We start from the raw sequence: 22,037 nt of genomic DNA, 5'->3' as shown, positions 1-22,037 counted from the left end.
AGGGATGAGCGTTACCGGTTGTGTCTAGCTGGTCTCGCGTTCCAATCACACACTAATCGCCTTTTTTATCCGCGCTGACGTGATCGGAAGTTGAGAGAACCTGACCCCCGATGCATCCCTGATTGCATTTGTGAGCGCGGCCCCCGTCGGACCTTGCGCCGCCTCGGCGACGCCGTAGAAGGCGTCGCCCGGGCGATCCACCAGATGGACCTCGACGCTTTCTGGGACGCTGTCGAATCGCATGATCGGATATGCAGACCAATCCACGGATGTGACTCGAGTGCGGTCGAACCTGACTTGCTCGAAGAGCGTCCAGCTCGTCGCCTGCAGGATGCCGCCTTCAATCTGATTGCGGACGCCGTCCGGATTCACGATCTGCCCGGTGTCCACGGCTGCCACGACCCGACGAATCCGAACGGCGCCGCTCAAGCGGATGAGCTCGACTTCGACCGCCACCGCGCACCAGGCTTCGAGATTCTTGTACCGGGCGAAGCCGAACCCGAATCCGGTGCTCCCGGAAATCTTCTTCCGTCCACTCCACCCGAAGCGCGAAGCCGCCGTTTCGATGACGGACCGTGCGCGTTGATCTTCCATGTGCCTGAGCCTAAACGCGACGGGATCCTGCCCCGAACGTACAGCCAATTCGTCGAGGACGCTTTCGATCGAGAAGACGTTGAGATAGCCGCCGAGGGAACGCATGGATGAGCCGCGCAAAGGCATGTCCGGAAGGAAGTGGCTGATCACCTTGCAGTTCTCGATCGCGTAGAGGGGGATCGCGTTCCGGTCACCTCCTCCCTCGGGCTGCGCGAGGGCGACGGGGGGCGCCGCCGGAAAGGCGTCCGACTTCAGACGCGCGGCGATCAGCGTCCCTGGCGGACCGGGTCGCATCATATGCGACTGGCTCCAAACTTCGTGGTGCCAGTCGGCGATCGCGCCGTCGGCTCCGACCGTGGCCTTGAGCTTGACCACCATGCCGGGCCCGAACGGATCCCACGCGTGTTCCTGCTCCCGCATCAGTTGGACCCTGACCGGTCGGCCGGGGACAGTGAGAGCAAGCATAGCGGCGTCGGCCGCGACGTCATCCGCGCCGTTTTGGCCGTAGCACCCCGCGCCTTCCGCGTGCACGCAGCGCACATCGTCTGCTGGCATTTTCAACATGCCGGCGATCGCATCGCGGAGGAAGAACACGCCTTGGGTATGGGTCCAAACTGTGAGCTTTCCGTCCTCGAACGTCGCAAGAGCGCAAGCAGGTCCAATCGATCCATGGTTGAGATAGGGCCTGCTGAAGGTGCCATCGACCGTGATGCCCGGCCTGCCGGGATTTCCGCTGTCTTGAATCGTCGTGTCGCGCGACGGGAGGTTCATTAGCGCGGCCGGCAGATCTCTCTCGTCAGGCAGTTCCTGTCGCTCGATCCACGTCGGGGCGGCCGCCAAGATACGCATCGCCTGGACCGCGGTCCACTCGCGCTCCGCGACGACGCCAAGGAAATTCCCGTCCCGCACGACCTTGACGATCCCGCTCATCCGCTCAATGCCCGCCACATCGCAGTCCCGCAGCGTGGCGCCATAGCTTGGTGGGCGAACGACGCGACCATGCAGCATCCCCTTTGGGCGAAGATCCTGGACGTAGGCCCCTCCCCCCGTCACCTTGGCCGGAAGGTCGATTCTTGGAACCGGCCGGTTCATGACGGTGAAGTCTGCGGGAAGGGTCAGATGCGAGATCTGGCCGGCATCGACGGACAGCAGTTGGTCGCGCACCAATTCGCCGAAGCCGAGGCGTCTGCCGTCCTCGCCCAACATCTCGCCGTCGTGCACGCGCAGCGAGGCGGCTGGTACGTCGAGCCTTCGGGCCGCCTCTTCACGGAGCAGTTCGCGTGCCTGGGCTGCGGCATGCCGGATCGCGGTGCCCGAATCCCGCATCGAGTGGCTGGCGGCTGTGTAGCCTTCGTTCGGTGTTCGCCCCGTGTCGGCCGTGACCAGAGAAAGCCTGTTCAACGGCAACTTGAGTTCTTCGGCCGCGATCTGCAAAAGTGCCGTCTTGAGTCCTTGGCCGAGTTCGGCCTTGCCGGTGAGGATCGTGGCGGCGCCCGCAGCGTCGATGCGGATCCAGGCGTCGATTCTCGGTGTGTCATCCAGGCTTCCCGGCAAATCATGTTTCGAGGGACCTTCGCCCGTGCCGGTTTCGGTCTGTGCAAGCGACCGCGATATCCGGAAGGCAACGACGAGCGCGCCGGCGCCGGCTAGGACGCTGCGCCGCGAAACTGTTTTCGTCATCGCCCTGTCCTTGCTTCGACCGGTGTCTTCGATCGCAACTCGTCCGCGGCTCTTCGAATAGCTCGCAGAATACGCATGTGCGTCCCGCACCGGCAGAGATGGGGCTGCAGTTCCGCCTTGATCGCCTCGTCGGAGGCGTGCGGATCGCGATCGAGTAATGCTTGGGCTCGCATCATCATGCCCGGGATGCAGTAGCCGCATTGTGCAGCCTGTTCCTCGATGAAGCCGCGCTGCATCGGACCAGGCACGTCGAGGCTTCCGATCCCCTCGAGCGTGGTCACCTTACGCCCCTCCAGGACCATCACCGGCGTCACACAAGAGAATATCGCCTTGCCATCGACGATGACGGTGCAGGCGCCGCACTGGCCTAGCCCACAGCCGAACTTCGCGGCGTTAAGGCCTAACTCGTCCCTGAGGACGTATAGCAGCGGCGTATCCGCGCTGGCCTTGATCGTTCGGCTCTCACCGTTGACCATCAGAGTTGTCATAGCGTTTTGCTGGCCTCCCTAATCCTTGAACGTCATTGTCCGCCTCTTGCTTCCGCGACCGCTTTGTCCAGCCCATCCCACTGCTGCTTTCCCGCAAAGCGCGTGCGGAGATAATTCGCAAGATCCGATATCTGTCGGTCGTCGAGAACGTCACCGAAACCGGGCATGATTGGGCGCCTGGAAGCACCGGCGGTTGCCGGTATCCCGCGTACCACCAGGTTGATCAGGTTGGCTGGCGTCGCATCGGCGAGCGCGGTGGAGAGATCGAGTTTCAGGCCCCCCAACGGCACCGGTCGGTCGCCTTCGTGACACGAAGCGCAGACGGTGACGTAAATCGCGCCGCCAGCCTCGGGCGGGACGGCAGGTGTCGCCGCCTGCGTGCCAGCCGCCTGCGGCAGGCGCCCCGGCCCGGAAGCAGCCTTATCGGCGTCATTCCGCCCCTCACCCTTGCCGAGAGAAGCGAGATAATATGCCATCGCTCCCACGTCCGCCGGATCGACCTGGGACAGATTGTCGACCACGTTCGCCATTGGGCCTTGAGCGGTGCCATGCTGGGGATGAAAACCATGCGCGAGATAATCCGCGAGAGCGGCTTCATCCCATGGGACCGGCGCCGGCGAAATTCGCCCAAGCGCATAGGCGCGCCAGCCTTCGGCTTCGCCTCCGGAAAAACCGGAAGATGTCTTCTCGGCTCCCAGCAGATTTCGAGGGGAATGACAGGCGCCGCAATGGCCCAGTCCGTCGACCAGATATTTTCCCCTATTCCACTTTTCGTCCTTCGACGAGTCGGCGATGAAACGCGACGGGTGGAGAAAGAGAAGGTTCCAGCCGGCCAGACTGAGACGGACATTAAGAGGAAATGGAAGTTCGTTGGGTGGCGCCGACGACTTCACTGGGTCGATCGACATGAAGAACGCGTACAACGCCTTTGCATCGTCGTCGGTCACGCGCGTGAAATGGTCGTAGGGAAACGCCGGATAGAGATGGCGGCCCTCGCGATCCACGCCGGACCGTAGAGCGCGAATGAAAGCCTGCTCCGACCAGCGACCTATGCCCGTCTCCGGATCCGGCGTGATGTTCGTGGAGTAGATCGTTCCAAAGGGCGTCGGCATCGCGAGCCCTCCGGCGTATGGGAGTCCGCCCGCCGCGGTATGGCATGTGGCGCAGTCTCCGAGAAGAGCGAGACTTGCGCCCCGACGAACCAATGCGCGATCGGGCGTTACATGCGATTGAGGATCGATCGGAGCAATAGGCGATTCCCACGCATATAGAAGCGCCGCCGTTCCGCCAAACGCACCGATCGCATGTAGCGCGAAGAAGACAAACTTGAACTTCATCACCCTTCCTTCATCGAGACCCAAGGCCGTATCAGGGGACGCCGCGCGGTTTCTTTTGAGTTTCATGCGCGACTTGCACGATCTCCAGATCGCTGCTCGACGAACCAGTCCAAACCGCGCTCACTGGATCCAATACGACCGCTCGCTCACGGAGTAAGAGGCGAGGGAAAAGCCTCGCTTCGGGACCAATAATGCGAGGCTGCGGATGGCATCACAGCACGCAGGATCGCAGTGCCCACGCGTCCAAAAATCACAAACAGACTGGATCCGTTCGCACGTCTTGCTATTTATCAAATGATAATTAACTGTCAACCCTGATCGAGGTCAAGAACCGGCGCGTGAAACAAGAAGCGCTTGCCGGAGCAAAGAGGATTTGCCGCCATGTCGACTTCAACGGTCACGACGGACCACCAGGCACCCAGCCTCACCCAAGCTCGCATCTTCGCGATGGCGGTGTGTGCCGGGATCGCAGTCGCAAACATATACTACAACCAGCCTCTACTCGGCCTGATCGAGGCGAGCTACCCGAACTCTTCTGCAATCGGTCTCATCCCAACAGCCACGCAATTCGGCTACGCTGTCGGCCTTCTCCTGCTGGTGCCGTTGGGTGATCTTGTTGAAAGGCGACGCCTCATCTCCGCACAATTCGTCGTCCTGGCCGCTGCTCTCGGATTCGCCGCCATTGCGCCTTCCACGCTCGCGCTGATCGCAGCGTCGCTCTTGCTGGGTGTGGCAGCAACCGTAGCTCAACAGATTGTCCCTTTCGCCGCAACGCTCGCCGATGACCGGACGAGAGGAAGTGCAGTAGGCACTGTGGTCAGCGGAATTCTAGGAGGCATTCTCCTCAGCCGTACGATAGCCGGCTACGTCGGATCGCACTTCGGATGGCGCGAGATGTTCTGGCTGGGCGTTCCTCTGGCGCTTGGCGCCGCCGCGCTGGTCCGTTCGATCCTGCCTCAGCACCATGCGAAGCAGGACATCGGATATCTGGCCGCGCTGCGCTCTCTCGTCCACTTGCTCGTCGAGGAGCCACAGCTTCGTCTCGCCGCCGCAACGCAAGCTATGCTGTTTGCTTCCTTCATCGCCTTCTGGACCATGCTCTCGCTTCACCTTCAGGAACCCGAATTCGGGCTTGGGCCGGAGATCGCGGGTCTGTTCGGCGTCATCGGGGCGGCCGGCATCTTTGCCGCGCCTCTCGCAGGTCGCGTCGCCGACAGGCGTGGTCCACACATGGTGGTCGCGATCGCAGCCGCCATCTCGCTTTCCTCATGGGCCGTTTTCGCGGGCTGGAACGCGATCGCGGGACTGGTCATCGGAGTGGTGCTCCTCGACATCGGCGTGAACGCCGCACTTGTATCGAACCAACATCTGATTTTCGCGCTCCGTCCGGAGGCTCGTAGCAGGTTGAATACCGTATTCATGACGGCAATGTTCATCGGCGGCTCGCTCGGGTCCCTCGGGGCGAGTTGGACGTACGCACACCTTTCCTGGCTCGGCGTCTGCGGCTATGGGTCCGCCCTTGCGGCAGCGGGTTTGCTCCTGCAATTGCCGTCGCTTGCGTCCCGCTTCGGCAAGGCATCAAGCCACTAACGCCACGGTCCTCCTCCCAGAGTTGCAAAGCATGCGCATCGCGGTCGTCGGAGGCTCTCTCGCAGGACTGTTTGCCGCGACGTTGCTTGCCCAGGACGGGCACGACGTCACGGTCTACGAACGATCTCTCCATGGATTGGGGGGACGCGGCGCCGGCTTCCTCGGCAAGCGCGAAACATTCGCGGTTCTTAGGGCTTCCGGATGCGAGCATGTCGCGCGAGTTGGCGTGGTTGCGCGGGAGCGCATCGTCTTCGGAGAGACCGGAATCCCGCTTGTACAGCCGATGCCGCCTCAGATGCAGATATCTTGGGATGCCATCTATCGAGTCTTTCGCGAGCGCAGCGCAGACGGCAGGTACCTGCTGGACAAGAAGGTCGAACATCTTCGCGAGCACGCAGATCGTGTCGTCCTTCGCTTCGGAGATGGAAACGAAGCGATGGCGGACCTGGTCGTCGGCGCCGACGGAATAGCATCCATCGCGCGCGCCGTCGTCGACGGCCCTTCGGCCTTAAATTCCTATGCCGGCTACGTCGGATGGCGCGGTCTCCTTGCGGAATCCCGGTTGCCAAGCTTCGCGGGTGAGGAGTTGCGCGACCGCTTCGCGTACTTCCGGATGCCCCACTCCCACATGATCGGCTTCTTGGTGCCTGGCGCCGGAGGCGAGACTGAAACCGGACGCCGACGGTACAACTGGGTCTGGTATCGGCCCGCGGCCGGAGCGGCGGCGCGGAACGACGTACTGGCGGATGGCCAAGGCCGCGTCCATCAATATTCGCTGCCGCCCGGCAGCGTCTCCGAGCGGGCTCGCGAGTGGCTCCTCACCGATGCTCGGCGACTGTTGCCCCGTTCGTTCGCGGCGGCGGTCGAAGAGACGACCCGCCCCTTCGCGCAAGGCATCTTCGACTTCGAAACGGGACGGATGGTGTCGCGGCGGATCGCGCTCGTCGGAGACGCGGCATTCGTGGTACGGCCGCACACGGGGATGGGAATCGCGAAGGCCGCCGCGGATGCCATCGCACTGCGCAAGCACCTGTCATCCGCGCCGCTCGAGACTGCGCTCCGGAGCTACGCTCAAGAACGAATTCAGGCGGGAAGAGCCGTCGCGGCATCCGGCCGTGAGTTGGGCAGTCGTCTGATGAGCCCGTCATGATCCTCAGAGACTCGACATTGGAAGAGCGGATGAGTTGGCACGCCGAACAAGGTTTCACAGTTGGGATCGGCGGCGGATCGATTGCCGGGCTTTGCAATGCGATAGCCCTTCGAAAGATCGGCGCGACTGTACGGATTTACGAACGCGTGCCCGGTTCGATGCTGGCTCGAGGAGCCGGCATTGTTGTCCAAAGTGAATTGACGCGCTTGCTCGCGGAGAACGGCGCCGGGCCCCTCCCCCGTACGTCCTGCCGAGGACGCCGCTACCTCGATTATGACGGGGGAGACGGAGTCCTCGAGGAAGGACCGCAAGAGTTCACATCCTGGGAGGCCGTCCATGCGGCGCTACGTGCCGCCGTCCCGGACGAATGCTACCACGCGGGCTCGGAAGTGACCGCGGTGACCCAGAAGGCCTCCAAGGTCATGGCGACGCTCGTCGACGGCACGGTCGTCGAAAGCGATCTGTTCCTGTCCGCCGACGGTTCAGGCTCGGCGACGAGACAAACAATGCTGCCCGATGTCGTAGCGCGTTATGCCGGTTACGTCGCCTGGCGAGGCACACTAGACGAGAGCGACGTGCCTCGCGAGTTTCTGTCATTTTTCGACGACCGTTTCACTTTCTCTGGGGCCCGCAGTGGCGGACACATACTCGCGTATTTTATTCCGGGAAGGGACGGCGCCGTCGCGGCCGGGTCGCGGCGCCTCAACTGGGTCTGGTATGTCCATGTCAGCCCGACCGACCTGGCGGGCGTGCTAACCGACAAGAACGGCCTGCGGCATCGATCCTCGATTCCGCGCGGCGCCGCGCCGGAGAGCGCCGTCGCAACGCTCCAGGCGCGCGCCTCGCGCGAAATCCACCCGAAGATGGCCGCGCTGGTGTCGGCAACGCCGGATCCCTTTCTTCAGACCATCGTAGACGTGAGAGTGTCGAAGACGTTGTTCGGCCGGGTCCTGCTGACAGGCGACGCCGCGTTCGTCGTGCGTCCCCACACCGCAGGAGGAACGGCAAAAGCGGCCTACGAAGCTGCCGCTCTGGCAGGCGCTCTGAACTCGGCGGGCGCCAACATCGACGTCGCGCTCTCGTCCGCCGAACGGCAGCAACTCGAATACGGGAGCGCTCTCTACGAATACGGTCTCGCGTTGGGAAATCGCTGGTTGCGCGAAAGACGTGCGGACTAGCCTGATCTGGGCAATGAGCCGACCTCGAAGGAGTGAACATGCAAAGCCTATTCTATCCGGCGACCTGGGGCGATCTCGATCTCGCGAACAGAATTGTGATGGCGCCGATGACGCGCTCGCGCGCCAGCGAACGCGGCGTGATCAATCCGACCGCGTCCGAGTACTACGCGGCACGGGCGAGCGCCGGTCTCATTGTGACCGAAGGCATCAACGTGGGACCAATGTCCTGCGCCTTCGACCGGACACCTGGTCTCTGGACCGACGAACAGACTTTAGCGTGGAAGCCGGTCGTCGATCGGATCCACGAAAAAGGGGGACGGGTCGTCGCGCAGCTCTGGCATGCCGGGCGTGCGAGCGCTCGCGGTCTTCTATCCGATAGACAACCGCTATCTCCTTCGGGCGTGAACGACGACCTCGATCGGCTACAGGTGTGGGCGCTCCTCGCCAACGGCGCATATGTGCGGATAGCAGCCACATCCTCGCGCGCAATGACCTCCGCTGAGATCCAGGGCGTCGTGAGCGAATTCAGGCTCGCGGCCGCCAACGCGGTTAGCGCAGGCTTCGACGGCGTCGAGATTCATGGCGCCAATGGCTATCTCATCCATCAGTTTCTGTCGCCGGCGATCAACCTGCGAGCCGACGACTATGGCGGAAGCCCCGAAGGACGATCAAAGCTGCTTCACGAAATCGTCTCGGCGATTTCCGACGTCATGCCGCGTTCGCGAATCGGACTGCGACTATCACCCTTCGCCGACTATAACAGCGTACGGGACCCGAAACCGGAGGATACCTATCGGCCCCTTGCTCACTGGCTAGAGACCGCTGGGCTTTCCTATCTGCACCTTGCCGACACCAACGCCTGGACCGGAGCTCCCGACTACGAAAGGATGCTGTCGATATTCCGCGGAGGCTACCGCGGCCCACTAATCGTCAATGCGGGTATCGCCCCTCGACGTGCAGCGCAGATTGTCAGCTCCGGCGAGGCCCACGCGGTCGCTTTCGGTCGTCTCTTCCTGGCCAATCCGGACCTGCCAGCGCGAATTCGGATGGACGGCCCCTATAACTCGCCACAGCATTTCGGGATGTATGGCGGATCGAATTCCGGTTATCTCGACTATCCTGAGCTTGAGAGCGGCCACGGGGAGCCGCTTCGGGAGACTAGCGGAGGCTGAACTTCCGAGACAACTGCCGATCCGTGCCTGATCGACGTCGCCGTGATGCGCCACCCGCCGACGACGTACGTCCACGACCTGGCCGGCGGCTCTGCTGCAGCAAGCGCGCGAAGGCCAACCGCCGCCGGCGGCGACCCTGCTGCAACTTGCGCCGCGCACGCGCGATCCGGATCCGGAGACCTGACATGAGCAACCTCTAATCGAAACTGCGTCCCATTACTCCTAATTATGCAACGACAGCCGCGGCCATTACTTTTTCGTCCGTCGGTTCCGACACGCCGACGGCAAGGCCGGCGCGAACCTCAGCATACTCGCAAGGCGGCGTGGCTTATCAACTAACGAGCAATTTAGGTTCATTCCTCGCAAGCTCGCGCTGCAATGAAAACGCCCATGTCCACGCCCCCAGCTAAGTTGATGAGCACAACCAAAAAAATGAGCGATGCAGATGAGGGCTTTTATGGCCGTCGTCTCAGTCAGCATCTCGGAATGGAGGGCGACTGTCTGTTACGCATCAAGCGGGCAGGACAGTTGGCGCTCGCAGCTACCCGCCTGACCTGCTCCCGCTTCGTTAGGCAGCGGACCGCAGTCATTCCTTCGGAGCCCGCTTTCAGCATTTTGCATCAACTCGGCGACCTCGAACGGCATTCCTGTTGGCTGGCGGGCAAGCCCAGATATTCGGGGGCCTTCGGGGCTGGCACGGTAAGCGTCATCGATTTAATGGATAACCCCCAATGCGAATTCTGGGGGCCGCTCGACGCCGTTCAATACTACGTCCCTCGAAGCGCTCTCGACGAATTCGCCCGTGAACACTGCGCCAAGCCCGTCGCCACGCTGAAGTGGAATCGGGATCAGCGCGATCCTTACCTCTCAACCTTGTCTAGCGTGCTTCTCAGCGCGGTCGAGCAGGAGCCGACGACCAACCAGCTTTTCGTCGACCAGATCGGCTTCAGCCTGCTCGCCCATTTCGCACAGACCTACGGGGGGATGCGCCCGCAGGAAGGCGCGGTCGGCGGAGGCTTGGCTCCTTGGCAGGAGCGCCGCGCCAAGGAAACAATGCGGGCTCGGCTCAGCGGTTTGACGATCGCCAACCTGGCCGCGGAGTGCAAATTGACGCCGAGCCATTTCGCGAGGTCGTTCCGGCGCAGCACCGGCGTCGCTCCACATGACTTCCTCTCGCAACTGCGCGTCGATGAGGCCAAGCGCCTCATGCTGAGCACGAAGCTTCCGCTTGCCGACATCTCGCTCATCTGCGGCTTCGGCGATCAGAGCTATTTTACCAGGGTGTTCTCGCGCAGCGTGGGGGCAAGCCCCGGAGCTTGGCGTCGAGCCCGGTCCGAGAGCTGACTGGAGCGCAGGGACGACTGCGACGTGCGTCCTGCAGTTCTTCAGACTAATCGATCGCCCAAGCCGCGCGGACCGACAGTGGCGAGGGGATTACTCTTGGTCCTGAAGGGCAGCGCATCCGCCCTCGTTAACGTATTCTTTCTCCGGCGAGCGATCCGGACCAAGGAAAATCGATGCGACCGATGTAGATTCCGCCAGTCCATACACTGACATTCGGGCGGAAACGCCCCGCAACTGGTGCTCACCGAGATATTCGACGTCTGGGCCGAGATGTCGGGCGACGGCCTCCGTCATGAGCAGATCCCGGCCTATCGTCTTGGTCAGCGCCTCGACGCGACAGGCTTCGTTGACGGCCGCGCCGATGACGGTGAAATCCAAACGATCCGGAGCCCCGACGTTGCCGAAAAAGACCTCGCCTTCGTGGAGGACAATGCCCGCCCGCAGTGAAAGGCCGCCTTCGGTATCGGACGTAACCTGCATTTCCCGATTGGATGTGTAGAGGTTGGCGATCGCCTCCTTCGCGGCCGAGACCGCCGCGTGCGACGCCTCGGCAGCGCCGACCGTCACCGGAAAGACGGCGAGCATGCCGTCGCCGATGAACTTGAGAGTCTCGCCTCCGTGAACGGCAACGGCGGTCGCCATCGCTTCAAAGTAGGCGTTTAGCAGCACCAGCATGTCGGCCGGCGCCAAAACGTCCGACATCTTCGTGAAATTTCTGAGATCCGAGACCCAGATTACGGCGCGAATCGAATCTCCGGCGCCACGCTTGATCGCGCCCTTGAGCACCTTGGCGGCGGCACCGTGACCGAGGTACGCGCCCAATGCGTTTTCGGAGATCTTCAACTCGCTGTGCCGTTGCACATGCAGGGCGAACAGTTGGAAGAGACGCCTCAAGCAATCTATCTCCGCCCCTGCAAATCCGCCAACCGCTTTCGTCGCGATCGTGATCACATTGCGCGTGTCCAGACCAGACAGAGGAATTGCCACGTAGTCCGTCATGCCGGCGGCCGCGAGCTCGATCATGATGGGAAACTCGGCCTGCGTCGACGGCTCGGTCGGCGTCCGACGGATCGTCTCACCGGTTTCGACGATGCGCTGGAGCGGATTCAGCCTGTAAGAATCGGAATCGATCGCGGCGTCCGCAACCCGCACTTCGTCGCAGAAACCATCGTCGACGTTCCAGACCCATGCGAATCCGACGAGCTGAGGGTGAAGAGTACCGATGTGCAGGGTGAGGCGATCGACCGACGATCCGGCGGCCATCATCCGACCGATAAGCTTGACCAAAAGGTCGATCATGTGCCGGTCGGCGGACGCCTCTTCCAATAGCCAGTCTTCGATCTCGACGAAGGTGTCCACGCCCGCGGCAACTAAGATCGGGCCGGCTCTACGCACGAATGCGACCGACTTGGGATAGGATCGGGGCGATGGATCGGTAGCTTCGAAAGCCATTTTATTTCCCTGTAGTATACACTTCGCGGCCGAAGCGCTCGTCGTGCCCATGGACAATTCGGATACGTTGGCGGTGATGCTGTCGGCCGCGGGAGGCCAAGTGGACCATCGAATCCTCCCGGCAGGGCACCAGCTCTCGCAGGCGGACATCGCGCTTTCGCGCGAATGGATCGCCGAACTGAAGCACGAAACGGCGGCCCAGTGAGACCGTTCGCGCACCTCCTCCGCCCTCGACCTCGGGAACGGAAAGGGGCGCCTAACCTTTTCCCCGCGTCGATTCATACAGGAACCAAGTCCTGCGTTCGGCTTCGTCGATCCAAGTTTCTATGAGGCTCGCCGAGGCCACATCGTTGTGCTCGTCACAGACCGCGTGTGCCTCGCGCAGCAACGTCGTCATCTGCTTGTTGTCATCGAGGAGCTCGGCGAGCATGTCTTCGGGGGTCACATAGGGCGCGTCATTGTCTAGAAGCCGTTGAGTGCGGCTGATGTGACCGATCGATCGGATCGTCGTGCCGCCGAGCTTGCGGACGCGCTCGGCGATGACGTCGGTCGTCGCGAATATCTGGTCGCCCTGCTCGTCGAGCAACAGAGTCTCGGAAGTGAGGCCCGGACATGTGCCAATGAAAGTTCTTGGCCTTCAGATAAAGCGCGAACATGTCGGCCAACAGCCCGGTGAGCGCCGCGGAGATATCTGTCGTCGCGTTATCGCCGAGGTCGGACGGAGTTCGGAGCGGCGCCAGCCGTGTGGTTTCAGGTGAATGGTCTTGCATCATTGTCTCCCAATCGACAATTCAGAGGTGAGCTGTCACATCGCTTCGCCAATCTCCTCACCAACTCACTTCGGCTCGGCGGGAGCAAGGAAGACGGCCGGCAGAGCGACGAGCGGCGGGAGTACGAAGCACCAGGTCCCTAGCGTCGCGTAGAGACAGGCGCCGGCGGCACATCCCAGCGCGAACGCCGTTACGCTCGCCGCCATCTTGCCGAGGCGCGGCTTGGCCGCAGTCAGCACAGACGCGGGCGCTCCCCTCAGTACGTCGGCCACGTCGATCATGATCTGGGTGGTGGTACCGGTCATCAAGGTACTCGGTGGTTCCGTACCCATGTGAATGCGGTGCGCAGCGTTCTGAATTGCCATCGCGGCAACCAAAATCATGCCAGTGCAGATCGCCTGCCAGCTATCGCCTTGGACGAACGGTCCGAACCGGACGGCGCAGACCGCGCCGATAGCCAATAGCAGCACCTTGAGCGCGAGCATCGAGCGGAAGATCGGCAAACCGATCGCGGGAAGAAAGAAGCTAAAAACCCGGGTGCCGATCACAACCAGGCAGAAGACGGGCAACGCCAAGAGCTTCGCCAAGGCGCCGGAAGTCCCGAGTACCATGGCCGCGCCGAATGTGACGAAATTGCCGGTGACGTGCGCGGTGAACAATCCCTGCAATGCGAGAAATGCCGCGGTGTCGACGAATCCCGCGTTCAGGCTCATCAGCAGCGGAAGGAGCAGTATGTGACGCGGCATTTCACCAGCCGTACTGGAGTTGGACGCCGACATAGTTGCTGGTGTGCCCACCTGCGCGGATGATCGTGTCACCGACGTCGAAATGCACCGCTTCGATGGCTCCCGTCAGATGGTCGTTGAAGGCATAATCGAGCCGGACCTGGCCGTACATGCCTGTCCAGTTGCTGCCCTTGCCTACCGTACCCGCAATCGGAACGTTGGGCTGGACGTAGATCGCGTCGGCCGTCGTCTCGCGCCATTGGAAGCCGACCGCCGCCAGCACTTTCAACCGCTCTATCGGATTGAACATGATGGCTGGTTTGACGTGCACCAGGTTTACATAGCCCGTGTAACCGGCAAGGGTGAAGTAGTACCCGTTGGGGAAGAGCGGATTGAACGTGCCGAGCGATCCATCTCTGGGGTTATGGTCGCCGGACGCGGCGTCGATCTGCAGCCCGACCCGCGGCTGCCACGGCACGCTGCTGAAAGTATAGCCGGTGCGCGCGCCGACGGCCCAAGCGCGAATGTCCGTCGTCCCCACCTGGCCTACTTGCCCCATAGCTTCGAGGTCCCAATCGAAGTTTTGAGCGTTGCCCGCGAAGCGGACGTCGAACACGTGTCGATGTTCTTCACCGGTCGCATCCAGATATTTGGCGTTGCTCCGTTCGTAGAGCGAATAGTAGCCAGACAGTTCCTTGTCGCCGAATACCTTGCGTTCGACCCTGAGCGTGCTGAATCTGAAGCTATCGTTGGACGTGTCGTCGAACGGCTGCCCATCGAAATACTGCACAGGACGGCTGACGAACCCGATGAAACGCCAGGCACCAGTCTCCCAGTCCGCCCAGAGCGCGTCGAACGACTGCCGGACGTTAGGCCCGTCCCGTGACGATACGAAGCGCTGCAAGTCGAAGGCAAAGTCCTGTCGCCCGGCCCGCGCCTTCAAGGTGCCGCCGGAGAACGTGTTGACGTATTCAAGGAAGGCCAGACGAAGATCCAGTCTATCCTGATCGACCGAAGTGACGTTGAACTTGTGAAAGGCCCGATCGTCCTCCAACTGAACGAACGCACGCCAGTTTTCGTTGAAGTGGATGTCGGCATGGACCTGCAACCGTTGCAGGAAGTAGCTATCTGACGGCGTATTGCTGGTGCCGAAGCCGGCCGCGTTGTTGCTCTCGAAGCGCTCGCGCAGCGTCGCGCCCAGCGAGATGTAGCTTTTCGGATCGGTCGCCCAAAGTGGAATGTACTTGAGCCCATCGAACGGCTCGGTGCGTAGCCTTGGATCGGCGAGAACCGACCAATCCTCCGCCCAGCGGTTCGCCTGGATAGCGGGCCGCTTCGGAAGCGCGGCGTCTCCGTCTTCCGCGAGTGCGCGGTCGGCTCCGACACCGACTGTCGCGAGCGCCAGAAGAATCCAGAAACCGCATAGATCAGCCCGATCCGCCATTGACGCTCATCAACTCCTACTTGCCGGCGGCCCGCGCTGCGCTCTTCTGCGCGAGCGAGTGGATCTCAGCGATGTAGCCGCCCGGGAACATGACAAACGCCGCAGAGCGGCCATCTGACGTGTAGGGTTCGACTAGCACCGTGGCGCCGGCTTCCTTCGCCTTGGCGACCGTAGCGGCGAGGTCAGCCACTTCATAGCCTGTCGTCTCTCGTCCGTACGGATAGGGCAGATGACCGTCCGTGACTAGTACGACCATCTTTCCGAAGGGGGACTCGATCCGGATGCGCCTGTAGGTGGCGTCTGACCTGCCGATCTCGGCGCCCGGCGCCTTTGCGTCGTCGGAGACAATCTTGCCACGGGAAAATGCAACGAAGCTCTTGGCGAACGCGGCCGCCCGGTCGGGTGAGACGTAGACGCGATTCTCGGGAATCCGCTCGAACGCTGCGTAATCGGGCTTCGTCGTGTGCCAGTAGATCTGCAGGTTGGCGCCGCCAGGCCACTGAATCACGGCATCGCGCCCGATGGGGTCAGGGAAAGTAGAAACGATCACGTCGGCGCCCGCTGCGCGGGCCGCTTTGATCGCCTCGTCCATATCGCTGACGAGATAGCCGTTGCGTTCCGCACCGAACGGAAACGGAATCGGGGTCTTGAAGCCGAACAACGAGACAGTGCCAACAGGTGTCTGCAGCAGTTGCGACGTCGTGCTGCTTGGGGTGGGCGTGACGGTCGCCACCACCTGCTTGGTGCTCTTGCCTCCGAAGGTTGCCAGGAAACTGGTCGCGAACTTGTCCACGTCCTCGGGCGCCACGTAGACGTGCGCCGTATCGTATTGGGCCGCGACCGCAACCCCCGCCTCCCTGGATTTCGGGGCGTCCTTGGCGAAGATCGGTGTCGCTGCGAGAGTCGCGGCAAACGCCAGAAGAGCTAGAAGCCTTGTTGATTTCATTGAGAAACTCCTTGGACGGCTTGAGATCGCGCAGCGCGGCTCGGATCCGACGAAGGCTCGTCGGAAACAATTGACACGATGACCAGTCCCGCAATTAGCCCGAGATGTTCGAAGAAGGCATTCGTCGCCATGAATTTCTCATGGCCACCCATCGTCCAGAATGCGTTGGCCGTCAGCATGGCGACGAATGTGAGGATGCCGAGCCCGCCGGCCCCCAGCCACACGAAGCGATTCAAGACAACCAGCAGAGAACCACCCAGCTCGACCACAATGGCAGTCGCGGCCCACAACCAACCCGGGTGCAGGCCGAAATGCGCCTGCTCGGCCGCTGCGACCGCAAAGTCGAGCAGTTTAGTCAAGCCGCCCAGCAAGTACGCGGACACCAGCAACAGCCTGGCCGCATGCCACAGGAGCGGCCAGCGAAGGATCGCGGAGATCCAGTTCGGCGAGTCCTCGGACGCCATGTCAAACAGCCCAGCAAGCGCAGCCGAGCGCTCCCCAGAAGCTCTTCAAATCGGAGATCGGCAACCGGCTGGACCACGCCGTGGCGTGATCGTGTCCGTGCACGCCGCAAGAATTCGCGCAGCCGCACATCTGCATGGCCTTCACCGCGAGGCCGCTTTGCGTCGACTTCTCCTTGTCGTCCGCCCAGGCCGCATAGCCGCCGAAGCGGCGGACCGGCGACCAGTCCGGCATGGCCGGCGGCGGAGTGATCGCCTCCAATTTCGAGAAGTCGCCTGCTCCGAACACGATCCTCCCGCCGACCATAGTCAGCAGAGATGTCGTATCTGCGATCTCGGCCTCGCTGCACGAGAAGTAATCGCGATCCGGTACGATGAGATCGGCAAGTTGGCCGACCTGGACTCGACCCTTGTTGCCCTCCTCGTTCGAGAACCACGTCACGTTCTCGGTCCACATGCGCAGCGCCGTCTCGCGATCCAGACAATTGCGCTGCGGTGTGATCCGCAGTCCGCCCACGGTGCGGCCGGTGACGAGCCAAGATAGCGCGACCCACGGATTGTAGGAAGCTACACGGGTGGCGTCGGTGCCGGCCGATATCTTGACGCCCTTATCGAGGATCTTCTTGACCGGCGGTGTCGCCTCGGCGGCCCCAGCCCCATATCGTTCGACAAAGTATTCGCCTTGATAGGCCATACGATGCTGCACGGCGATGCCGCCGCCAAGTGCCGCGATGCGGTCGATCGACTGGTCAGAAATCGTCTCGGCATGATCGAAGAACCAGTGAAGGCCTTCCAGGGGCATGTCCTGATTGACCCGCTCGAACACGTCGAGCGCCCGCGAGATCGTCTCGTCATAGGTCGCATGGAGCCGCCATGGCCATTTGTTCTGGACGAGAACGCGCACGACTTCCTCGAGCTCACCCTCCATCTCCGGCGGCATATCAGGTCGTGCGACGCGGAAATCCTCGAAATCGGCGGCCGAGAACACCAGCATCTCGCCGGCACCATTGTGGCGGAAGTAGTCGTTACCCTGCTTGTATTTCGACGTCTTCGTCCAGTTCAGGAAATCTTCCTTTTCGCCCTTGGGCTTCTGGGTAAAGAGATTGTAAGCGAGCCTGATGGTCAGAAGGCCCTCGTCATTCAGCTTCTGGATGACGGCGTAATCTTCGGGATAGTTCTGGAATCCGCCGCCAGCATCAATGGCGCCCGTGACGCCCAGGCGGTTCAATTCTCGCATGAAGTGACGGGTCGAGTTGACCTGGTAGTCGAAGGGCAGCTTCGGGCCCTTGGCCAGCGTGGCGTAGAGGATGTTGGCGTTCGGCTTGGCCAGCAACAAACCCGTCGGATTGCCCTTCGCGTCCCGCGTGATTTCACCGCCCGGTGGTTCCGGGGTGTCCTTGGTGTATCCGACGGCGCGCAGCGCGGCCCCGTTCAGGATGGCCCGATCGTAAAGATGGAGCAGGAAGACCGGCGTCTCCGGAGCGACTGCGTTGAGCTCGTCGATCGTCGGGAGCCGCTTTTCGGCGAACTGATGTTCGGTGAACCCGCCGACCACCCTCACCCACTGCGGCGGCGGGGTGACGGCGACCTGCCGCTTCAGCATATTCATCGCGTCGGCGAGCGAACGTACGCCGTCCCACCGGAGCTCCATGTTGAAGTTTAGGCCGCCACGGATGATGTGGAGATGGTTGTCGATCAGGCCGGGCAGCACACGGTGACCTTTCAGATCGACGACTTTCGTGGTGGGGCCGGCGAGCTTCATGACCTCATGGTCGTGCCCGACGGCGACGAAGCGGCCGTCGGCGATGGCAACCGCGGAAGCGGTCGGATTCGAGCGATCGAGAGTAGTGAACAGGCCGCGGTGTAGAATGACATCGGGCGTAGCGGTCATGATTGCTTCTCCAGGGCCTCTAACGTGGTCGTTTTTGTGGATTGCTCGCTGTGGCGCCCAGGCAACATCCCGAACATGTGCGTCGCGCTTTTTGCTTGATGCCAAGCGGACGCCAGCCCATGGCCGGACAGCAACTGCCGAGCAACTGGAACGATCTGCTCGCCTGCGAGGATGCCAAGCAGACCGACCAGTGCGACCAACGGAGGCGCGGGTGAGCGAACGTTCATCAAGCTGTAAATGACGCCGACCAGAAGGCCGGCGCCAAGGGACAACAGGTAGATTTTCATCCCGGATATCCGCGATTAGAGGAACTCTAGCCGGCCTTTGCGCCACCCTCGGAAGCATGTTCGCCGAGCGCCCACTTCGAGAAGCGGATCTGAATTCCGTAGGGCGAATGCGCGCGCTGAATATCCATCATCCCTTCGTAGGTCTCGGTGCGCGCCCAGTCTTGCTGAAGCTCGTAGGCATACTGGGACGAAGTGATGGGGACCGCGCCAGCCTGAATGGCGCGCTCCATTGCGCGGTTATGCGCTTCGAGGGAGAGGTCTCCGCAAGCGTCGGCGGCGATATAGATTTCGTAGCCTTCCTTGAGCATGTCCAAGGTCGGAAAGATTACACACGCCTCGGTCCAGAGACCGGCCAGCACGAATTTCTTGCGACCGGTAGCAGCGACCGCCTTGCGGAAGTTCGCATCGAGCCAGGAATTCATCGACGTGCGGTCGATGACGTCATGCTTCGGAAACAGCGAGGTGACTTCCGGAATGAACGGTCCGGAGAACGAATCACGCGCAACCGTAGTCAGCACGGTCGGAATCTTGAAAAGCTTGGCAGCCTTTGCCAGGATCTGAACGTTGTTAATCGTGACCAGGCGGTCGTGCGATTGAACACCTTGGAACATGGCCGGCTGATAGTCGATCAGCGCAATGGCGCTATTGTCCGGGGTGAGCATATCGAGTTTCGACATCGAGGGATCTCCTTGCGATCGTGACCGATCGGCGAAAGCGGATGGGTGCAAGCGAGGCCATCCTGAACCCTGACCGTCGCCGGAGCTTGGACGATTTCGTCGTCGCTTGGACTCCGGCCCGATGTCCGTGTGCGACCATTTGCCGAACATGCCGCGTTCCCGCCGGCGCATCCAAGATCGCCAGCATGTCCAAAGGACGAGCAGATAGTCCAAGCCAAATGCCCCCACTTTCGCGACGTTTCGCGCGTAGGAGGACCGAGGCGTCGAAAGGCGACGCACCGGCCTTGTCATGCGCCAAAGGAGCGATCGATGGCCTTGCTGAAACTGCGGGACGGTACCGAGCTTTATTACAAGGACTGGGGAAGCGGAAGACCGGTTCTGTTCAGTCATGGTTGGCCGCTGAGCGCCGACATGTGGGACGCGCAGATGCTATTCCTGGCCGAGCGCGGCTACAGGACCGTGGCATTCGATCGCAGGGGATTCGGCCGCTCCAGCCAACCCTGGACAGGTTACGACTACGATACCTTCGCCGACGACATCGCAGAACTCATCAAGCATCTCGAGTTGAAGGAAGTTACGCTCGTCGGATTCTCGATGGGCGGCGGAGACATCGCCCGCTACGTTGCCCGACACGGCTCCGCTCGCGTCTCGAAGTTCGTGCTGCTGAGCTGCGTCACGCCATTGTTCGTCAAGACCGCGGACCACGACGGCGTCGACAAATCGGTATTCGACGGCATCAAGGCCGGCCTGATCAAGGATCGTCCGCAGTTCCTCGACGACTTCAATCCCCTCTTTTACGGGACCAACCACGGCATGAAGGTGTCGCAGGGCGTGTTCAAGCAGACGCTCCAGATCGCTCTTCAGGCCTCGATCAAGGCCACACTCGATTGCGTGACTGCATTCTCTGAAACTGACTTCCGGCCCGACATGGCTAAGATCGACGTCCCCACGCTTGTGGTCCATGGCGAGGACGACCAGGTCGTCCCGCTCCCCTTTACCGGCAAGCTGGCCGCGGAGATGATCAAAGGCGCCCAGCTCAAGACCTATCCGGGCGCTCCGCACGCCACCACGACGACGCACGTCGATCAGGTCAACGCAGACCTGCTCGCATTCCTGAAGGCTTAGCGGAGAAACCACATGGCGTCGAACCCCCTCCACCTACTAGAACCGAAGGACTGCGTCCTGCTTCTGGTCGACCAACAGGCGGGCCTGGCGTTCGGAGTCGGATCGATCGACCGCCAGGTCCTTATGAACAACGTCGTCGCGCTCGCGAAGACCGCGACGGTGTTCGGCCTGCCTGTCGTCGCATCGACCTCGGCGACAAAGGTGTACAGCGGTCCACTGATGCCGACCGTCAAGTCGGCACTACCGGGCGTCGAACCAATAGATCGCTGCAGCATGAACGTTTGGGAGGACGAGAAGGCGCGCGACGCCGTCCTTGCCACCGGCCGCCAACGTCTTATCGTGTCGGGCCTGCTCACCGAGGCGTGCGTGACGTTCGCCGTTTTGTCGGCGCTGTCGGCTGGCTTGGAAGTCTATGTCGTCGGCGATGCCTGCGGAGGTCTCACTCCCGCAAGCCACGAACTCGCTCTTAGCCGGATGGAAGCCGCCGGCGCTCGCCTGACATCGTGGATTCAGATTTTGCTCGAAATGCAGCGCGACTGGTCACGACACGAAACCTACGATGGCGCTCGCGCCATCGTAGAATCACATGCCGGCGGATACGGGATCGGATTGGCTTATGCCCGCGATATGATCCGACCCGCCTGAGGCATCGCGGCCCGGACCTAGCCTTCGGTCCGGGCTCGCCGCCAGGCACCGGGACTTGCTCCCACGCTGCGCGAGAAAACCCTTGTAAAGTAGCTTTGATCGCCGAAACCGCAGATGAGCGCTATGTCGGCAAGCGGAAGCTTCGTGCTCAGCATCTGACGTTTGGCTTCTTCGATCCGAAGTTGCGAGAGGAATTCGTGCGGAGCGATGCCCGTACTGCGCCGGAATGATCTTGCGAAGTGGCTGGGCGTCAGTTTGCACTCCGCAGCTACGTCGGCGATCGTCAGGCCGCTGGCAAGCCGTGCCCGCATAATCTCTTTGGCGCGACGTTCCTGCCAGGGCGCAAGACCTCCACCGACCGCGCTATCCTGGGGACGCATACCGCCGTAGGTCTGCGCAAAATGGGCGATCAAGCTCAATCCAATCTGGTCGATGAAGAGCTGATTGTTGGCCGGATCCTGCTCGACAGCACTGAGAAGCACGCTCGACAATGTCGAAAGATACGGGTCGCGCTGATCCCTGCCCCATTTGAGCGTCGCCACCGGCTTGGCTCTATGTTCGCGGGCGAATTCGTCGAGGGCGCGCGTCGGAACGTAGTATTGGACGGCATCGAACGGACCCCTGAATTCGCACTGGGGGTTATCCATCAGATTGGTGATGCTGACCGTGCCGGCGCCGAAGGCCCCCGAATATCTCGGCTTACCAGCGAGCCAGCATGAGTGCCTCTCGAGATCGCCCAGTTGATGCAGAATACTGAAGGCTGGCTCGGAAGGAATAGGGGCCGTCCGTTCTCGAACGAAACGAGAGCAGGTCAGCCGCGTCATTGCGAGCGCCAACTGCCCCTCGCGATGGACGCGAAGCACACAGTCGCCCTCCATACGGAGGTGCTCACTGAGACGACGACCATAGAAGCCGCCGGAGTTGCTATCAGACTCTTCCCTCATTAGAACGTCCATAGCCACCCCTTATCGATCGCGTCCGCACAACGATTTTCTCTTAGAGAGCTAATCGTCTTCGTTCAAGAGTCCGATCCGATGTCCTCCGACAGCACGCGTGCTTTTCGAAAAACGTCGCCGGAAAG

The 22,037-nt window shown here is 61.8% G+C and carries 20 protein-coding genes and 1 pseudogene; 8 read left to right on the top strand and 13 right to left on the bottom strand.

The window, feature by feature from the left end:
* Positions 1-45: 45 nt before the first annotated feature.
* From ACPPVR_RS03250 to ACPPVR_RS03240, 3 genes are read right to left on the bottom strand one after another with little or no spacing between them, the layout of a single operon-like run.
* A complete protein-coding gene (locus tag ACPPVR_RS03250; protein WP_426612845.1) occupies positions 46-2,274 on the bottom strand; it encodes a molybdopterin cofactor-binding domain-containing protein in 2,229 nt (742 codons plus the stop codon).
* Complete coding sequence (locus tag ACPPVR_RS03245; protein ID WP_426612844.1) at positions 2,271-2,762, bottom strand: (2Fe-2S)-binding protein; 492 nt, start codon at positions 2,760-2,762, stop codon at positions 2,271-2,273. Before ACPPVR_RS03245 ends, ACPPVR_RS03250 begins: the two co-directional genes overlap by 4 nt.
* A 32-nt stretch (positions 2,763-2,794) precedes the next feature.
* A complete protein-coding gene (locus ACPPVR_RS03240; RefSeq protein WP_426612843.1) occupies positions 2,795-4,099 on the bottom strand; it encodes a c-type cytochrome in 1,305 nt (434 codons plus the stop codon).
* Positions 4,100-4,480: 381 nt separating this feature from the next.
* Here ACPPVR_RS03240 and ACPPVR_RS03235 point away from each other — a divergent pair, with 381 nt between their 5' ends.
* From ACPPVR_RS03235 to ACPPVR_RS03215, 5 genes are all read left to right on the top strand, one after another.
* Positions 4,481-5,689 carry an MFS transporter gene (locus ACPPVR_RS03235; RefSeq protein ID WP_426612842.1) on the top strand — a complete coding sequence of 403 codons (1,209 nt, stop codon included), beginning with the start codon at positions 4,481-4,483 and terminating at the stop codon, positions 5,687-5,689.
* 31 nt (positions 5,690-5,720) lie between these two features.
* Positions 5,721-6,839, top strand: coding sequence for an FAD-dependent monooxygenase (locus tag ACPPVR_RS03230; protein ID WP_426612841.1), 1,119 nt, complete (start codon positions 5,721-5,723; stop codon positions 6,837-6,839).
* On the top strand, positions 6,836-8,017 hold the full coding sequence (locus tag ACPPVR_RS03225) for a hypothetical protein (RefSeq protein ID WP_426612840.1): 1,182 nt from the start codon (positions 6,836-6,838) through the stop codon (positions 8,015-8,017). The genes ACPPVR_RS03230 and ACPPVR_RS03225 overlap by 4 nt, the downstream gene beginning before the upstream one ends.
* A 98-nt stretch (positions 8,018-8,115) precedes the next feature.
* Complete coding sequence (locus ACPPVR_RS03220) at positions 8,116-9,189, top strand: alkene reductase (RefSeq protein WP_426612839.1); 1,074 nt, start codon at positions 8,116-8,118, stop codon at positions 9,187-9,189.
* A 390-nt stretch (positions 9,190-9,579) separates the two neighbouring features.
* A complete protein-coding gene (locus ACPPVR_RS03215) occupies positions 9,580-10,533 on the top strand; it encodes a helix-turn-helix domain-containing protein (protein ID WP_426612838.1) in 954 nt (317 codons plus the stop codon).
* A gap of 90 nt (positions 10,534-10,623) precedes the next feature.
* Here ACPPVR_RS03215 and ACPPVR_RS03210 read toward each other — a convergent pair whose 3' ends face one another.
* Complete coding sequence (locus tag ACPPVR_RS03210) at positions 10,624-11,985, bottom strand: adenylate/guanylate cyclase domain-containing protein (RefSeq protein ID WP_426612837.1); 1,362 nt, start codon at positions 11,983-11,985, stop codon at positions 10,624-10,626.
* A 49-nt stretch (positions 11,986-12,034) separates the two neighbouring features.
* Between ACPPVR_RS03210 and ACPPVR_RS03205 the strand changes: the two genes are divergently transcribed.
* Positions 12,035-12,190 (top strand): hypothetical protein, encoded by a 156-nt coding sequence (locus ACPPVR_RS03205; protein ID WP_426612836.1) that lies wholly within the window; start codon positions 12,035-12,037, stop codon positions 12,188-12,190.
* 51 nt (positions 12,191-12,241) lie between these two features.
* Here ACPPVR_RS03205 and ACPPVR_RS03200 read toward each other — a convergent pair.
* From ACPPVR_RS03200 to ACPPVR_RS03165, 8 genes and pseudogenes are all read right to left on the bottom strand, one after another.
* Positions 12,242-12,755 (bottom strand): annotated as a pseudogene (locus ACPPVR_RS03200) (Dps family protein).
* Positions 12,756-12,820: 65 nt separating this feature from the next.
* Complete coding sequence (locus tag ACPPVR_RS03195) at positions 12,821-13,501, bottom strand: YoaK family protein (RefSeq protein ID WP_426616317.1); 681 nt, start codon at positions 13,499-13,501, stop codon at positions 12,821-12,823.
* A 1-nt stretch (position 13,502) separates the two neighbouring features.
* Positions 13,503-14,924 carry an alginate export family protein gene (locus ACPPVR_RS03190; protein ID WP_426612835.1) on the bottom strand — a complete coding sequence of 474 codons (1,422 nt, stop codon included), beginning with the start codon at positions 14,922-14,924 and terminating at the stop codon, positions 13,503-13,505.
* A 16-nt stretch (positions 14,925-14,940) separates the two neighbouring features.
* Complete coding sequence (locus ACPPVR_RS03185) at positions 14,941-15,870, bottom strand: glyoxalase (protein ID WP_426612834.1); 930 nt, start codon at positions 15,868-15,870, stop codon at positions 14,941-14,943.
* Complete coding sequence (locus ACPPVR_RS03180; RefSeq protein ID WP_426612833.1) at positions 15,867-16,334, bottom strand: DoxX family protein; 468 nt, start codon at positions 16,332-16,334, stop codon at positions 15,867-15,869. The genes ACPPVR_RS03185 and ACPPVR_RS03180 overlap by 4 nt, the downstream gene beginning before the upstream one ends.
* Before the next feature lies 1 nt (position 16,335).
* Positions 16,336-18,222, bottom strand: coding sequence for an amidohydrolase (locus tag ACPPVR_RS03175; protein WP_426612832.1), 1,887 nt, complete (start codon positions 18,220-18,222; stop codon positions 16,336-16,338).
* Complete coding sequence (locus ACPPVR_RS03170) at positions 18,219-18,509, bottom strand: XapX domain-containing protein (protein ID WP_426612831.1); 291 nt, start codon at positions 18,507-18,509, stop codon at positions 18,219-18,221. The genes ACPPVR_RS03175 and ACPPVR_RS03170 overlap by 4 nt, the downstream gene beginning before the upstream one ends.
* A 26-nt stretch (positions 18,510-18,535) precedes the next feature.
* Positions 18,536-19,186, bottom strand: a complete 651-nt coding sequence (locus tag ACPPVR_RS03165) for a hydrolase (protein WP_135173297.1) — start codon at positions 19,184-19,186, stop codon at positions 18,536-18,538.
* 309 nt (positions 19,187-19,495) lie between these two features.
* Between ACPPVR_RS03165 and ACPPVR_RS03160 the strand changes: the two genes are divergently transcribed.
* Together ACPPVR_RS03160 and ACPPVR_RS03155 are read left to right on the top strand one after the other, a co-directional pair.
* The gene (locus ACPPVR_RS03160; RefSeq protein ID WP_426612830.1) at positions 19,496-20,311 is read left to right on the top strand and encodes an alpha/beta fold hydrolase; all 816 of its coding nucleotides are present in this window, start codon (positions 19,496-19,498) and stop codon (positions 20,309-20,311) included.
* A 12-nt stretch (positions 20,312-20,323) separates the two neighbouring features.
* On the top strand, positions 20,324-20,956 hold the full coding sequence (locus tag ACPPVR_RS03155; protein ID WP_426612829.1) for a hydrolase: 633 nt from the start codon (positions 20,324-20,326) through the stop codon (positions 20,954-20,956).
* Between the two features lie 17 nt (positions 20,957-20,973).
* Here the strand turns inward: ACPPVR_RS03155 and ACPPVR_RS03150 are convergent, their stop codons facing one another.
* The gene (locus ACPPVR_RS03150; RefSeq protein ID WP_426612828.1) at positions 20,974-21,780 is read right to left on the bottom strand and encodes a helix-turn-helix domain-containing protein; all 807 of its coding nucleotides are present in this window, start codon (positions 21,778-21,780) and stop codon (positions 20,974-20,976) included.
* Between the last annotated feature and the right edge of the window lie 257 nt (positions 21,781-22,037).

The organism is Bradyrhizobium sp. McL0616 (assembly GCF_049993385.1).
In the GTDB taxonomy this organism is placed as follows: Bacteria; Pseudomonadota; Alphaproteobacteria; order Rhizobiales; family Xanthobacteraceae; genus Bradyrhizobium.
Note: the sequence above shows the minus strand (reverse complement) of the source record. Positions and strands in the feature narration are given on the sequence as shown.